Below are 15891 nucleotides of genomic sequence, written 5' to 3'. Positions count from 1 at the left end.
CAACATTCCAATGACAAGGTTTTGGGAAAACTGGCGGAAAACCGAAGCAAAACGGCATTCCATCAGCATCGTTGTGGAGTACTCAACGGTGACGCTCGGTTAGTCGCTCGAAGAAAAAATTCTTCACATCAAAAATTCGAGGAAATCAAAAAAATTTCTCCCCACACCTCTCAACCAGCAAACTCGTCGAAGATCGTCGGGGATTCGCCGCCCGAAAACGACGCGAGTGCCCAACCGAACTCGGAGGAGATCGCGATCCGCGCGGAAACCTGGGTCGAACAGTTCGGGGATTCGATGTTCCGATTCGCCATCGCAAAAGTAAGCGATGCCGCACTTGCCGAAGACCTGGTCCAGGACACCTTCATCGCAGCAATCATCGGAAAGAAACAGTTCCGGAACGAGTCGACCGTTTCCACCTGGCTATTCGCGATCTTGAGGCGGAAAATCGCCGAGCACTATCGAAGGAGTCAGCGCAGCGATGCGTTCATTCAATCGCAAGCCGAAACGATTCGCGACTCCGAAACTCAACCAACTTCCCGGCAAGCCTGGCACGACGACCCGGCGGTCATCTGCGAAAACGCCGAGTTCCGCAATATTTTCGACATTTGTGTTGAAAAACTGCCCAACAAGTTGGCGGAAGTTTTCATACTGCGAGAAATAAACCAGCAATCACCTCAAGATATTTGTGAATTGCTTCGGATTTCTCCGACAAATCTTTCGATGAGGTTACAACGTTGCCGGTTGGCGATCCGTGATTGTTTGAATTCCCAATGGTTCAGGGGGAACCAGTAGACGTGAGAAAGCTCGCTCGACAAATCAAAATGATCTTGACGCTTCGCTGTGACGAAGCGTCTCGCCTCATGTCGGATTCCTTCGATCGACCCTTGAACTGGGATGAATGGCTTGCTTTGCATGGGCACTGGATTCCGTGCCGCGTCTGTCGGACATTCAAGAAACAAATGCAGGCAGTGGTTGAAACGACTCGGCGACGATCCGATCGAAACGATTCATCCGAAGTCTGCCTTAGTCCAGACGCGAAAGCTCGCATCCGAGCCGCCATTCGTCACTGTCGCGAATCCTCCTGATAACTTGCTGCGGGGCTCAACGGAGCTCCCATTGACGGACTCGCCAACCCGTGAATCAATCGATCCGTGATTCGCTCCACTCCCGTTCGCGATCGCTTGTGATAACGATGGTTGATCTCGACTTCGATGCCCAAGTATTGTTCGGCATCGAATAGGCCTCGGCAAGTTGTCGTCAAACCATCGTCGGTGCCCGCATACGGCTCATTGGCACTGACTCGCCAACGCCGGTTAGCCATTTGTAATTTTGAGATCCAACGTTCACAAAAAACGGCTTCGTGTGACCGAGCGGGATCGTACAAAATCCCCACGTCCACTTGGCGAAGCTGTCCTCGGAAACGTGGGACGAACGTGTGTATCGACAGGTGAATGATCCGCTCGTTTGGTTTGATGACCGCGTCTAAGTGGTCAATCACCTTTTGACGGTAGGGCCGATGAAAACGGCGAATCAACGACTCGCGTTGGCCATCGCTGAGCACGCGAGCAAACTCCGAGATCACATCGGACGACGATTCGCTGCGATTCAAGTCGACCAGCAAACGAGTCGTGGTGGAGGATATCAACGGCGCGTCCAAGGCGACCGCGAACCGCTTTGCCGCATCCAACGCCCCCGGGTCGTAACCGCGATGACTGTTTAAGCACCGTTTCGCGTGAGCGGATTGAAAATGCACGGCGTACGCCGCAGGGACGTCGTTGCCACCGTGCTCGCACGTGATCAACCAATGCGGTGAAGTGGGGCCGGTGACTCGATTCACGATGGATAGAACGGTTCCCAGCGGCTCAAGCAATCGGCGAGTTCCTGATAAACGTCATGCAACGCTTCGGGCGAGATCGGATCGCCAGGTCGAACGTCCAGCGTCTTCAAGATCCGCGTCGCCAACGTACCATGTTTGCGGATGACTTCCAACGGCGCCGCCACCGCATCGAGACTGGAGTCGCCATCGCGAGCCCGTTCGATCAAGATCGTCCACAAATCTTTTGCGGTGATCTTGGGTTCGTCGATCGCAAAATGTTGCAAGAACTCCAGGTCAGTGATCACGGTCCTTTCGCCGTCGACGATGATTTGATCCAAGAGCGTCCGCAGCGATGAGGTTGGCATTTCTTTTTGCCGGTCCAGCGACGTCCATGTTTCGGCGACCAAGAGCTTGGCGACGCAAACCACCAATCCACAAATCGCCAGATCCGCGCCGGGGTACTCTTGCACGTCCATCACGCGGACCTCGATCGAACCGCGATCGAATCGCGCGATCGCACCACGAGCGTTGAGGAACTCGTGGTTCATCACTTGATTTGGATCGTGCGGCAGGATGTCTCGGCGTATCGGAGCGAAGATGGTGGATTCGTAAGTCGATTCGTCGTAGACCGCTTCGGGAATGATCGGCCCGGTCAACGAAGGAATCACGCGGCAGTGATCGATGTAGTATTGCAACCGAGAGTCCCGGCGTCCGGTCGCCCTGCCATCGACGATCGGCGAACTCGCCGCCAAAGCCGGCAAGATCGGCAAAAGCAAACGCACTGCCGCATGCAATTTGGCAAACTCCTCTTCGCCATGAAACGGCAAGTTCAAATGAACGCTCTGCACGTTCGCCCACCCGTGCGACCGACAATCGAAGATCCGGTCGTAGGTTTCGTAAATTTCATGATACTCGTGCGGCCAAAGCTGCGTTTGAGTCGCCGGATTCATCCACGGATGCATGGCCGTCGGAAGCAAACGCAACCCGTCACCCGAGAGGGTACTCTTGATCGCCGACAACGCGTTCTCGAAATCGCTCGCCACCCGCGATAAACGCTTGGCGGGATCGGTCGTCTTGAGTTCCAAGACATGACGGGCGAGTTCATTGGACCAAGTGATGGCTCCCTGCTCAAAATCCGTCGGCGGGACCGTGATGCTTGAATCGTTCAAACGATTCAGGGCCAACAACACATCGTCGGCTCGCGGAGCGATATCGAGTGTTTCTTCGTCGACGATCATGTATTCGAGTTCGATGCCGAACGCGTCGAACAAATGCAATTCACTCATCATCAAGCCTTCTTCTTTTCCAATCGACGGACGAACGATTCCATAATCCGCAGATACAAGTCATCCCGAAGTAACTTGTCTTCGACGCCGGAGTCCAAATTCGGATTGTCATTGACCTCGATCACAAAAAACTGTCCGCCGCTCTCTTTGATGTCGACGCCATACAAGCCGTCGCCGATCAAGTCAGCTGCCTTTTGAGCGACGGCAACCGCCTTGCGAGGTGCCATTTCGATTGGCAAGGTTTCGAACTTACCGAACGTCGGGTCTTGGGCTTCGGTGTGTTTGGCGATCTGCCAATGACCGCGTGCCATGTGATACTTGCAAGCGAACATCGGTCGCCGATCGAGGATGCCGATCCGCCAATCAAAGTCGGTCGGCATATAGGATTGAGCGATCACCAGTTCGGACGCTTGAAAGAAATTGGCTAAGTGATCGTGCAGTTCGCGTTCCGTGTTTGCTTTGACGACGCCTTGCGAAAACGCGCTGTCGGGTCGTTTGAGCACGCACGGCAATCCGAGTTTTTGAGCAACGAGGTCCTGGTTGCCCCGATGGACGATCATCGTTTGGGGAATAGGAACCTTCGATTTTTCCAGCAACTCGGCCAGAAAAACTTTGTTCGTGCATCGCAGAATCGATTGCGGGTCGTCGAGCACCACCAAACCTTCCCGTTCGGCTCGCCTGGCCATCCGGTAAGTATGGTGATCGACGGCGGTCGTTTCGCGGATGAACAACGCATCGAATTCCAACAAACGTCCGGCGTCGTCTTTGGTGATCAATTCCGCCGCGATTCCCGACGCGGCGGCGGCCTTGACCATCTTTTTCAACGCGGCCGAATCGGAGGGCGCCAAATCACCTTCCTCGGGATTGTGTAAAATCGCCATGTCGAAGCGGCTCGACTTGTGCGTCGTTCGAATCGACTGATGCCGGGCAAAATACTCGTTGGCAAATTCCACCACGAATGGTCGGTGAGCTTCGGGGATGTCGCTGACGCCGAACGTGCAAGCTTTTCGTAAACGCCACTTGCTACGTCGTGAAAACTCAAACCGCAACAACGGAGCTTGGAAAAGATTGAACAGATCCTTAGCTAATCTGGCGTGGCGTTTTGCCGTGTTTTGTCCGAAGTAGACTGACAAGGTGAACTTGTCCGTTTGCAACGACTCGAGACTTTGTTGAATCGTTTCTTCCAAGGACTTCGGGATCAATCGCACCGCCGCCCGTCCGGTCAAATCCTGCACCGTCATCACGCTGGGCACGGGGCGGTGCCCACGCGCGTCGGCCAACAACGCGACGTAGTAGCCGATGCTTTGGTACTGGAACGTTTTGGGCAAACAACAGACCTTCACGCCACGCTGGCGACTCCATTTTGGGTCCGTTAGGTACTCCGTCGCGTCGACGATCGCCACACCGGCGATCTCTTTGATCCACGGGTCGCTCGATTCCGTAACAATCACTCGGTCCATCGTCAATTCGACTTTTGTATCATCAACAAGTTGGCATCGTACGTCACGATACCCAACAAGATCGCCGCAGCCACGTTGGCCAATGGCATGGAATAAGAAGACGTCGCCGAGAACGGATTCTTGGCCAACGGATCGTTCACCATCACCTGACGTGACTGGGGATCGTAGCCACTCAGGACGACAAAGTGTCCGGCCGGTTCACCGCCGACGTCATCAGGGATGCTGCTCTTGCCGAATTGATTCGGCGGGTGCGACCGTTCGCGAGGTTCTTGGTACAAGAACGTCGCGCTAAGTCCGCTCAACACAGGTACATTGGCGCTCAACGAACGAATCAACAGTTCTTCTTCAAGCGGCTCCATCCGTAACCGTCCGCCGAGTCGCAGGTATTTGAGGTAGGCTTCCGTGGCCGGACCGATCCGTTCGTCGAAGCCGCCTTTAAGTTCCGCTTGGCGCGACAACTTCTCGGCGAGCAACGCTTGCCGCTCCGAAGAGTCTTCCGCCCCGCGACCAAACCAAGTCGGATCAAACAGCAGTAGATTGTATGTATAAATCGTCGCGTGGTATCCGCGCATCAACGCATGACAAGCCAATTGCACCGCCATCGTGCCGCCGTTGGGCAATTGGCCGACCTCATCAATCAACTGGCTCAGATCCACCGGGTCATCGTAAAACGCATAAACCGACTGCAGGCACGTCGGCCCACAGGTCGAATCAGTCGGTTGGGCCTGAATCCGCAGACGCAGAGAATGTTGCATCAAGTGCCATCCAAAGACAAGCCGCTGAGATAGCGGCGGCGCGAGTTGTACTCATCGCGTTTCTTGGACACCAGTGGGTTTCACTAAAATTCTAGAAAATAGCTCTCCATCGAACTTCAAGTCCATCTCATAGCTTTCCAGTGGCGACGGAGCAAACAAACCATCCCGGCCGCTGCCACCCACGGGATCAAGACCGCCCACCAATAGATAGTTAGCGACTCAAAGGGAGCGTTTTCGGCATAAAGGAACAATGCCGATGCCGTGAGCACCTCAGCGATCGGCTTGAAAATACCTTTGATCACCACGATCGCACCTCGCCGCATCCGCTCCCGCAACAGCGAAAAGGAAGCGATCACGGCGGGGTCATGGATCGATCGACGGATCACATCGCTTCCTTTGGCAAGCGTCAACAGCAAAAACCAACCGTAAGCCGAGTGCACGCCATAAGACAATCCGCCTAGCGCGAGAAGCAAAACCGGAAAACCGATCAGCGCAAACGGGATTCCGAACCGATCGAGCAACCGACCGGCAAGCAAAATCTGAGTTGCCAAAATAATGACGTCGGTCACCGCAAAATAAGCGGCGAAATACGCAATCAACGCGGTTTCGTCTGAATGCAAATAGTTCGAAACGGCGAACTTCCACTGGTAACCGATCAACGTCAACGCGACCGTTTTCAAAACGATCAATGCCCCCAGATAAAACCGATAGCGGTACATAAACCGAAGGATATCGGGGAGGGGACCATCAGACTCCTCGGGTATCGATTCCTCGGGAATGAAAACCGCTCGGTCGGACTCGGCGGGCGAGTCGTCGTTTGCGAGCTCACTCACTTGGTTCCTCGAAACGCGAAACAGAACCAAACAAACCACCACCGCAACATCCAGTCCCGCAATCATCTGCATCGTTTGAACGTCGGTGATTTCAGATGCCTCGTAGTTAAGGATCAATCCGGTGGCGATGCCGGCTACCGGGGCACCCGCCGAAACGAGGGCGTAAGGGCGTTTACTCGGAAGATGTCCGAACGCGTCCGTCATCACGGTCGTTAAGAACACCGTATTGAGACAACCACGGATCTCCGCCAACACATAAATGGCCCCGAGCAGATAGACCGAGTGGTCGGAATCCTCCAGACCAACCGAGAGGGCCAGCGACGCAGCGGCGAGTAAACCCCAAATCGCAATCATGCAACGCTTCGCCGGCACCCAAAGAATCACCAAATAGGTCAAGGCCGAAACGATGACGACCGTAACGGCCGACACGACCAAGACCATCGGCAACGCGTTCGCGCCGATCCGGGCCAGGTACAAGCTAACCCCGAGCGTGCTGTTGAGGACGTAGGACGCGGCGCTGAGAAAGGCGAACCCGAACAGAACGCCGGTCGTGTGAGAAGAGGCTCCGTTGATCACGGTTTCCGTTCGGGTAAAAAGCCGATGATTCGATTGGGGACTACTCCGCCGGAGCCGTCACGCCCGGCCACTGGTCCGTTCGAAACGGTGTCAACGGAAGTCCATCACGGCTTTGCACATTGCTCACCGGGTTGTCCGCCCAAGCGTAACGGACGGCGACCGGTTCGGGCACCTCTGTCGAACTCACGATGATCTTGTTTTTGCCCACCAGTTTGGCATCGGCGGTATGGAAAACCCTATCCTCACCCGCGATCGCAAAACCGATCGGTTCGTTGACGTCAAATGTGTATAGCCCCGCGCCGACATAGTCGAACGTCAGCGTCGCCTGCTTGCCATCGAATTGAACGTCGGCAAACGTCGGGCTTTGATGAACGATGTCGTAACCGTAGTCCTTCGCCAGTGCCCATCGCGCCAACCGGTTGGCCACAATTTGTTTGTTGCGAGGGTGAATGTCACGCCCTTCGCCGATGTCCACGATGACGGCTTGCCCCGTATTGGCGAGCCGCGTCATGGTCATCGTTTGGGCTTCACGCAGCTCGGCCCAATCGCTGTCGGTCGGTTGGTCGGTTTCGGCTCGGAAGTCGGCCAACTGAACCCAGTAAAATGGAAAATCACCTTGGCTCCATTTCTCACGCCACGTTTGAATCATCAGTGGAAACAGATCGCGGTATTGGTACGCCCGCGACGCGTTCGATTCGCCCTGATACCAAATCACCCCACGCATCGTGTAACCGATCGTCGGCAACAACACACCGTTGTAGATATTGGCCGGCCGATGATTGCCTGCGGAATCGTCCCGTGGCCGCCGAGGCGGGTTGCCCTTGCGTCCGTCGGCCACCCATTTGCGATGCTTCGTTTCCCAGTCCGCCACGATCGCTTGGTAGTCATAGTTTGCCATTCGCTGATCCCAATCGGCGAGTAATCCATCATACTTGCCATCCTTTTCCAGTACGTCCCGAGGGATCCAAGCCTCCGCCGACGAACCGCCCCAAGCGTTGTCGATCAATCCGATCGGAACATCCAAGACTTGATGCAGACGTCGACCAAACAGAAAGCCGACGGCGGAGAAATCGGCAACCGATTCGGGCGTTGCCGCTTTCCAGCTACCTTCGAAATCGCGTTGTGGTTCCTGGGTGCCGACCTGGGGAACGGAAATCAACCGAATCTCAGGAAAATTCGCCGACAGCATTTCGAGATCCGCGTCGTTGGCCGACTGGATCGGCCAAGCCATGTTGGATTGCCCCGAGCAAACCCACACTTCACCGACGAGCACGTCGGTAAAAACCTTTTGTTCGTCCGCGTTGATAACGAGTTCGTAAGGCCCCCCGGCGGGCAGCGGGTTGATCATCAAGTCGAACCGGCCCGAATCCGATGCGGTCGCTTTCCCCGAACGATCACCCAACTGCGCCGTCACTTCCTGCCCCGGATTGGTCCAGCCCCACACGTGAACTTTTTGGTCACGCTGGATGACCATCGAATCACCAAAAATCGAAGGAAGCTGCAGTTCGGCCTGGGCGGAACCAACGAATCCAAGCAGCCAGAAGAACGAAAATGAGATTGGGAGCGAACGAAGCATCGATTTCCTCAAGGCGGGGGAGTTGTGTCTCGTAAATCCGAAACAACGGCGGGGAAGGCCACCAGTGTACTCGAACAGGTTGAAAAATAGGACATTGACGAGCGGAGAAAAAGTAACGAACATATCCACCACACCAACCACATCGGGGCGTGGCTCAGCCTGGTAGAGCGCTGCGTTCGGGACGCAGAGGTCGCAAGTTCAAATCTTGTCGCCCCGACTTTCAAGAAAAAAACGCAACGAATGGATACCGCACAGAAGGCTGCAATTGCGGAACATCGAGTCATCGCAAGAGCACTGGAGCTCGGATACACGGTGTCCGTCCCAGGTGACGTCAACCGTTCTGGCACGAAGTGTCTCTCGTGCTCGTGCTCAGTGAAACGGTGCTCGTGCTCGTAATCGAAATGGGGATGTTCGCGTTGGGCTGTCAGCGAAGCTCCACTCCCCTTACGCCGAAGGCGTTGTCAGCCATTAGCCGGTGGTCGAGCGAAGCGAACACCACCGGACAACGGAAAACCACATCGTCTTGGCCCCCGAACGGGGTCGCAGCCCATTCAGTCCTAATGCCGTGACCCCGTTCGGGGTCGGCTTCGTCGTCACGTGGTTACCGCTTGACGATTTTGATGACCACTGGGTCATCCAATTCCAGCAATCGCGTGGACTACTCTATTTTCTCCGCAAGCGTCGGCCTGGCCTTATCATCAAACTCGCGCATGACCTTGATTCTCTCGTCCGTAATCGCTCGGACGTTTTCAGCGAAGTCAAATGGTTAACTGAATCCGAGTTCCTTGATCTGTTGATTGATGACTTGCGTTTCTTCAAACGCGTCGACACTGACTTTGATCCAATTTGGCAGAGCGTTTGGGCTCGTCTTGGCGTAACTCAGAATGTAATTGACGGGATACTTGCAGAAGTTGGCATCGCTCGCTTCGTTCAGGGCGGTGTCGTAAAACCTTCCGTTGTGCGACCTAATCGGTTATACTACTGGCATGAACACATCTGATCTAAGCGGCCTTCCTGTCAGCGAGAAGCTCCGAATCGTAACTCAATTGTGGGACGAGATCGCGTCTTCGCCTGAGCACATCATTGTGCCGCCTGACGTGATCCGCGAGGCATCCCGTCGGTCTGCCGAACTTGACGCCGACCCCTCGATCGCAATTGACGAGGACGAACTTTGGCGTCGCGTGGATGGTTAAGAAACGACGCTTTCACCCAATGGTCGTCGATGACTTGAAATCCGCGACCGACTACTACGACGACATTTCTGTCGATCTAGGTAATCGCTTCCGTTCCGCATTTCGCGATCGCTTACGTGACTTGTCGCAACGCCCAGAGTCTTTTGGCTGCGTTTATGGAATCATGCGTGTGGCAACGGTTCATCGTTTTCCCTATGTCTTGCTGTTCGAGAACCGCGACGAGTTTGTCGCAATCCTTGGCGTCTTCCATGCCGCCTCTGATCAGAGTGGGTGGTTCGAGCGTTCAATGTGACGCAACGGTCGCGATGGAGGCTCGCGCCGGGATCAAACGCGGGATTCGGGATTGACGGTCGGTAGAAACCCGAAACCCGGGTCTGCCTCCGAGCGAGGCGTTCTCCGAAGCTTTCTGCGATCCGTCCCAGGTGACGTCAACCGTTCCGGCACGAAGTGTCTCTCGTGCTCGTGCTCAGTGAAAAGGTGCTCGTACTCGTAATCAAAATGAGGAGGCTCGCGTTGGGCTGTCAGCAAAGCCCCACTCCCCTTTACGCCGAAGGCGTTGCCAGCCATTAGCCGGTGGTCGAGCGAAGCGAACACCACCGGACAACGGAAAACCACATCACCTTGGCCCCCGAACTGGGTCGCATCCCATTCACTCCTCATGCTGTGACCCCGTTCGGGGTCGACATTCATTCATTTCTTCGTTTTCCACAGGCGCGCTGAACGACCTGCCACAGGTCGTTGCGAAGTGCGATGCGTTCTTTACACTGATGCAGAGTCTTATCGGCAACGGCGACGCACGCTCAGACACAAATGCAGAACCAAGCGATCCACCCAAATCGCCGGTCAGCCGCAATTTTGAATCATAGTTTTTTTGCGGCGACTGGGTGATCGCCGTCGTTCCGCCAAATAAAAATAGGGAAGACAATGACGATAACGAAAGCGATGGGGATATTTCTAGTTGGATCCGTTCTCCTTCATTTTACCGTCATAATCAACGCAGATTGGCTGCAGGCACAAGACGCAAATCGAGCGGCAACCACTCGGTGGGAGTATAAAATAGTCGATCACTTATCGGGCACGTCACAAATTCAGAAGGCCCTTGAAACGGCTCCCGACGAAGGTTGGGAGATTGTAGGGACCGTGTCGGAGACGGCAAACGTTGGTAGTTTTAGGGTTCGAAAAGGAGATTCATCGGGTAGCCTATCCGTGAGAACGCACGTAAGCCTGATTTGCAAACGCCCGAAGCCTTGATGTTTTTAACGGTTCGTTGGGGAGTTCTTCGCAAGGGTCAGACCCGGGATTCGGGATTGAAGGGCGGCTGAAACCCAAGACTGATCCCGAGCGTAGCACGCTCGCGGTCCCTCAACATGCGATTGGTGGGCGGCACCACTTCTGGTCGGGTTCAAGGACAACGCAGTTTACCATGCTCGCAGATGCTGTTGCGACGCTTCAGAGCCGGCGACCAGCGTTTCTGGCCTCGGCGAGTTCGATCCAAGTGTCTCGCTTTGGACGGAGAGAGGCAGACGGCAAAAAACCAGACATAACAATTTTTTAACCAATTTCTTAAACCTGGACATTTAGAGCAATTTCGGGAAGAAACTAGCACAATAGTGCCAGGTTACTTGCGGTGGGGGGGCGAGATGAGGCGAATCCAAGCCGCCGGAGGGGTCTTCTGTCGCGGTTTCAGCTACTGTGATACCGATAGAGGCACTGAACTTCCCTTTCGAGATTTGCAAAAACCTCGCTCAACGCTAGTATCTAGACGCGTCGCGGCTGATGATACATCGTCCGCACGCCTCAATACCGTACATTGCGTAAGCAATTCGATTCAGCAATTTACTCGTGTTGATCTTTGGATTTGTTCTGAACGTCTGCAGACAAACTTGGCCTGCTGGAGTTGTTGTTGATTTCGATGTCGCGGTGTTTGAGCGGCTGTTCGGGTGGTGTCTCCGCAAAATTGCCCGTCCAGAAGACTGAGTTCCAGCAGGACAGCGAGGAGCATACCGGCGCAGCCGACTAGGAGTTGTCGGATGGACTTTTCATTTTTTACTATTTCGCAGTATTTAGGGAGTGTTTTTAGATGAGTGAAAACAGGAATCGTGACGCGTTCACGTTGGTTGAGTTGCTGGTGGTGATTGCCATCATCGGTGTGTTGGTTGGTTTGTTACTACCTGCGGTGCAAGCGGCCCGGGAAGCGGCTCGGCGAATGAGTTGTAGCAACAATTTCAAACAAATCGGCTTAGCGATCCATAACTATCATGCGGCCTACGACCTATTGCCGATTCATGGCACAGGCGGACCCATCCCTCCAGGAAATCGCGTGGGCGGGTCGGCGGCGGCCGTTCCCCGTGCCACCACGGGTCTGGAAACCAACATGCTGGTCGGTTTGACGCCTTTCATGGAGCAGCAAGCCTTATGGGAGCAGATCTCCAATCCGCTGAGAGATCCTGTGACTGGTGCCCTTTGGCCACCGATGGGACCTAACCCACGGATGACGATCACGAACCATGCTGCGTCACGTTATGAGCCCTACTTGACCGAAATTCAGGGTCTTCGTTGCCCGAGCGATCCAGGCACTGGGTTGCCTGCTCAAGGTCGTACCAACTACTTACCGTGTCTGGGTGATTCTGCCCGCTCCATGGGTGGCGGGATTAGTGACGCCGGAGCAGATTCAGGAGCAGTTGCGGCCCGCGAATCCTGTCGCGGTTTCTTCGTTCACCGACGCAAGTCGAGATTCCGCGATGTCCTCGACGGCCTTGCCAACACGATCTGCGCTGGTGAGATTGCGACCGATCTGGGCGACAACGACAAACGCACCAGGGGCAATCAATCTCCTGGTAACGTAATCGGGCAAGCCAACAGCAATTTGAGCTGCGACGGTTTCGTTGACGCCACGCGTCCACTTTTCTGGGCAACGCTGCCTGGGGGAACCTATGAGACTGCGGGCGGGCATCCGGCGGCCGAAGCTCGACGCGGATACTGCTGGGCGATGAGCCGTGGGATTTGGGGAACGATGAACACCATCAAACCGCCGAACGGTTACGTCTGTTCAAATACCAACGTATTCAATGATGGCATTTATCCACCTAGCAGTCGTCACCAAGGTGGCGTTCACGTGCTAATGGGCGACGGAGCGGTCAAGTTCATAACCGACTCGATCGAAGCTGGAAACCAAAACAGTGGTCATGTTGGGGTCACCGGGGCCACTGGGGGGCCTGCAGCCGGTTCCCAAAGTCCGTTTGGACTTTGGGGACAACTCGGAACGCGCGCAGCAAAAGAAGTCATTAGCGGCGAATTTTAAACACGAATCCGCGTGTCCCGTTGCGTAGGCAAGTCGTCGCTACCGAGCAGCGGATTGCTTTTTTCTGGTTTCAATCTGTTCAAACGAAAAGGACAAAATGAAGTTTACCTTACGTGCGTTTGCATTGTCAGTTTCTGTCTGCGTACTTCCAATAACATTTGGTTGTGGTGACGGATCTGGTGGTGCTGCACCAGTCTCTGATCAATCTGAAATTGACAAGTACGTTGAAGAAAACCCGAGCCCAGTCGTAGCAGACGAATCATCGATCGATGGAAGTTAATTCCGCGATCCGTTCACCGGCAGTTCACATCAACCTCGATCAATTCAATTGGTCGAGGTTTTTTTGTTCGATGTGAATCGAGTTTACAGGAGTATGAAAGGTTCCACCCATGAATGGCACAGTCGTTTTTTGTCAATTCCGCCAATCGAGGCCACTTCACTTTCGGGCAAGCCGTCAGTCGTTTTTTGACCTCGCCCGGGTTGACGTTTGACTGATAAGAATTACAAAACTCGCAAGGAAAGGACCAAGAAAGATGCTGATCGCTGAATTAATGTCCGCCGAATTGACTGGTGAACTGGCAATGACACGCGGCTTGTTGGCGAGAATTCCAGACGACAAGATGGAATGGAAGCCCCAGGGTGAACTTCATTCGATTGCGTGGAATGCAAGCCACCTCGTAGAAATCTTGGGCTGGGTTCCGGGCATCGTCGGAGAAGGTGCTTGGGACATCGCGCCAATTGGTGAGGAGCCATACGTAGCACCAGTCGTTACGCAGACAAGCCATCTCCTGGAGCTGTTCGACAAGCACAGCCAAGCGGCTGTTGATGCACTTGAAGATGCACCCGATTCCGTAATGCATGAACCGTGGTCATTGAAGATGGCGGGTCAGACTCTATTCACAATGAAGAAAGGTGCCTGCATTCGCAAATGGGTTTTCAGCCATTCTGCGCATCACCGTGGTATCCTTTCGGTATATCTACAGATGGCCGGGCTACAGTTTCCTTCGGTCTACGAAGAATGAGATCGATTCAAAAGTTCCCGATTCCACTGCCGACGCAGTGGGCTAGCCGCTGCCGTCCCTACCGGGACTAAATCCTGCGTTTGATCTGAATCGGCGTGATCGTTCCGCTGGAACACGTCGAGTGGGGTTGCCCGACAACAGCGTGAATGGATTGGAAGGTCTTCGCGATGGCAGACGAGCAGGCAGGATAAATCGCAAATTGCTCTTGCATCGATCGGTGGAAAATCGCGATAGCGGGTGCTTACGTGTTTCTGGAAATTTCGCCGAACATCTGGAATTCCTCGATGTGCCCAGCTATCCCTGAATCGATTAAACGCCTGTGCCTCCTTTCGTCGGTGGTGATCAGTCTGATCGCACTATCGGCCGAGAATGTTTCGGCACAGCAACAACCCAGCGCGTTGTCGAAAGTCGCTCAGAAGATCAACCCGGTCAATTGGAAAATGCCGTCTCTTCGGTTGCCCAATTTCTTGGTGCCCAATACCGAGCAGGATCGTATCGTCCAGCGGAAGAACGGCTTGGTCCAAGATGTGAAGGAAACCAGTGCCAAATCTTGGCAGCGAACCAAACAAATCTTCAACCCGGCAAGGCTCAACCCGATGAACTTGCTAGCCGGCCCCAACGGAGCCGACACGACACCAAAAGATCCGGACAAACCAGGCTTCTTTAGCTCGCTGCTTTCACCGGGGCCTGCTGAACCGACCGAACGTGTCGCAACGGTCAACGAATTTTTGGGACAAGAGCGACCGAAATAATCGGCACCACCATTACAACCTGTTTTGCGGCTGACAACTTGACGCAAAACTGTATTCGATCTCAAGACACCCGCTACGGGTGTGCAGATACTTTGCCGGAAAACGAAAGGTGTTCATTGGTTCGGTTGAAATCATAACCTAGTCTTCGACAGGATTGATTTCGATCCCATGCAAGCCGTTTCCTCCAAGTTGTCTAGTTGTTATGGCATCCGTCGATAGCGTATCGCTCGATTCAGTTCGCCGAAGTACGTCGATCTCCGAAGATGTGTGGTTCCTTTCGGGACCGACCGGCCCGAATGATTCGTTGCAGCACACTCCGATCGATCGTCAGCCCTTCGTAGTCGGTCGGCAGTCGGGAACGTCCATGAAGCTGCAGTTCCGAACCGTCAGTGGCAACCATGCTGAGCTTCGGATAATCGACGGACGATTGGTCATTCGCGATCTAGAAAGCACCAACGGTACGTATGTTAACGGAAAACGAATCACCGAACCGACGATCGTTAGCGATGAAGACCTGATCCACTTCGCCGAAGCTCCCTTTCGTATTCGTCGTCAATCGCCAACCGGCATGACCGCCGGCACCATCAGCGAGAACGTCTGCGACCAAGCGCTCGCCTTGGTTCAGTTCGATCGCTTGATGAACCAGCGTCTCGTTCGCCCGCACTTTCAGCCGATCGTGACCCTGATCGGCGCCCGTCCGATCGGATACGAAATACTTGGTCGCGGGAGTGTTTTCGGATTGGAATCCGTCGGTGCGATGTTCCAAGCGGCCGAGCAACTGAATTTGGAAGTGGAACTGAGCCGATTGCTGCGATGGGAAGGATTGCGGGTCGGCCGCGAGATTCCCGATCAACCGGTCCTTTTTGTCAACACACACCCGAAAGAAATGAAAGACGGTCCAGCACTGATCGATTCGCTTTCGAAGGTTCGCACGATGGCGTCGAACACGAAGATTGTACTGGAGATCCACGAGGCCGCCGTGACGGATCCCGCGTTCATGCGTCGGCTTCATGCATCCATCAAAGATTTGGATATCAAGCTCGCCTATGACGATTTTGGTGCCGGTCAAGCTCGGTTAGCGGAACTGATCGAAGCGCGGCCTGAGTTTGTCAAGTTCGACATCGGCTTAATCCGAGGCCTCGCCGTTGATGATTCGCACCGCATGCGAATGATGCAGTCGTTAGTCAAAATGGTCCAAGACCTCGACATCGCCGCGTTGGCCGAAGGCATCGAAACGGGCGAAGAGGCCCATGCATGCCAGGAACTCGGATTCGACCTTGCACAAGGCTATTTCTACGGTCGCCCCGCTCCGGCATAAGCG

The 15891-nt window shown here is 54.5% G+C and carries 14 protein-coding genes and 1 tRNA gene; 9 read left to right on the top strand and 6 right to left on the bottom strand.

Annotation, left to right across the window (positions count from 1 at the left end; genetic code table 11):
* Window positions 1-21: 21 nt before the first annotated feature.
* Both Pla100_RS32255 and Pla100_RS32585 read left to right on the top strand, forming a co-directional pair.
* Window positions 22-792: a sigma-70 family RNA polymerase sigma factor gene (locus Pla100_RS32255; RefSeq protein ID WP_261344828.1), complete on the top strand. Its 771-nt coding sequence runs from the start codon at window positions 22-24 to the stop codon at window positions 790-792.
* Window positions 771-1085, top strand: a complete 315-nt coding sequence (locus Pla100_RS32585) for an anti-sigma factor family protein (protein ID WP_456238274.1) — start codon at window positions 771-773, stop codon at window positions 1083-1085. Before Pla100_RS32255 ends, Pla100_RS32585 begins: the two co-directional genes overlap by 22 nt.
* Here the strand turns inward: Pla100_RS32585 and Pla100_RS27095 are convergent.
* The 6 genes from Pla100_RS27095 to Pla100_RS27070 all read right to left on the bottom strand — a co-directional run bounded on the left by Pla100_RS27095 (window position 1064) and on the right by Pla100_RS27070 (window position 8302).
* Window positions 1064-1837 (bottom strand): N-formylglutamate amidohydrolase, encoded by a 774-nt coding sequence (locus Pla100_RS27095; RefSeq protein WP_146581959.1) that lies wholly within the window; start codon window positions 1835-1837, stop codon window positions 1064-1066. The genes Pla100_RS32585 and Pla100_RS27095 overlap by 22 nt on opposite strands.
* A complete protein-coding gene (locus Pla100_RS27090; RefSeq protein WP_231603688.1) occupies window positions 1834-3105 on the bottom strand; it encodes a carboxylate-amine ligase in 1272 nt (423 codons plus the stop codon). The genes Pla100_RS27095 and Pla100_RS27090 overlap by 4 nt, the downstream gene beginning before the upstream one ends.
* On the bottom strand, window positions 3105-4562 hold the full coding sequence (locus Pla100_RS27085) for a RimK family protein (RefSeq protein WP_146581957.1): 1458 nt from the start codon (window positions 4560-4562) through the stop codon (window positions 3105-3107). The genes Pla100_RS27090 and Pla100_RS27085 overlap by 1 nt, the downstream gene beginning before the upstream one ends.
* A 2-nt stretch (window positions 4563-4564) precedes the next feature.
* A complete protein-coding gene (locus Pla100_RS27080; RefSeq protein WP_146581955.1) occupies window positions 4565-5317 on the bottom strand; it encodes a C39 family peptidase in 753 nt (250 codons plus the stop codon).
* Between the two features lie 116 nt (window positions 5318-5433).
* A complete protein-coding gene (locus Pla100_RS27075) occupies window positions 5434-6726 on the bottom strand; it encodes an MFS transporter (RefSeq protein WP_231603687.1) in 1293 nt (430 codons plus the stop codon).
* A 40-nt stretch (window positions 6727-6766) separates the two neighbouring features.
* Window positions 6767-8302, bottom strand: coding sequence for a sialate O-acetylesterase (locus Pla100_RS27070; RefSeq protein WP_146581953.1), 1536 nt, complete (start codon window positions 8300-8302; stop codon window positions 6767-6769).
* A gap of 143 nt (window positions 8303-8445) precedes the next feature.
* Here Pla100_RS27070 and Pla100_RS27065 point away from each other — a divergent pair.
* The 7 genes from Pla100_RS27065 to Pla100_RS27035 all read left to right on the top strand — a co-directional run bounded on the left by Pla100_RS27065 (window position 8446) and on the right by Pla100_RS27035 (window position 15888).
* Window positions 8446-8519 (top strand) — tRNA-Pro (locus Pla100_RS27065).
* Window positions 8520-9288: 769 nt separating this feature from the next.
* Complete coding sequence (locus Pla100_RS27060) at window positions 9289-9495, top strand: addiction module protein (protein ID WP_146581951.1); 207 nt, start codon at window positions 9289-9291, stop codon at window positions 9493-9495.
* A complete protein-coding gene (locus Pla100_RS27055; RefSeq protein ID WP_146581949.1) occupies window positions 9488-9787 on the top strand; it encodes a type II toxin-antitoxin system RelE/ParE family toxin in 300 nt (99 codons plus the stop codon). Before Pla100_RS27060 ends, Pla100_RS27055 begins: the two co-directional genes overlap by 8 nt.
* A gap of 1788 nt (window positions 9788-11575) precedes the next feature.
* Complete coding sequence (locus tag Pla100_RS27050; RefSeq protein ID WP_146581947.1) at window positions 11576-12796, top strand: DUF1559 domain-containing protein; 1221 nt, start codon at window positions 11576-11578, stop codon at window positions 12794-12796.
* 533 nt (window positions 12797-13329) lie between these two features.
* On the top strand, window positions 13330-13818 hold the full coding sequence (locus Pla100_RS27045; protein ID WP_146581946.1) for a DinB family protein: 489 nt from the start codon (window positions 13330-13332) through the stop codon (window positions 13816-13818).
* Window positions 13819-14102: 284 nt separating this feature from the next.
* Window positions 14103-14570 (top strand): hypothetical protein, encoded by a 468-nt coding sequence (locus tag Pla100_RS27040; protein WP_231603686.1) that lies wholly within the window; start codon window positions 14103-14105, stop codon window positions 14568-14570.
* 202 nt (window positions 14571-14772) lie between these two features.
* A complete protein-coding gene (locus tag Pla100_RS27035; protein WP_146581944.1) occupies window positions 14773-15888 on the top strand; it encodes an EAL domain-containing protein in 1116 nt (371 codons plus the stop codon).
* Window positions 15889-15891 lie beyond the last annotated feature (3 nt).

Origin of the sequence: Neorhodopirellula pilleata, assembly GCF_007859915.1 — a bacterium.
In the GTDB taxonomy this organism is placed as follows: Bacteria; Planctomycetota; Planctomycetia; order Pirellulales; family Pirellulaceae; genus Rhodopirellula; species Rhodopirellula pilleata.
This window is presented reverse-complemented; position numbering and strand designations above follow the sequence as displayed.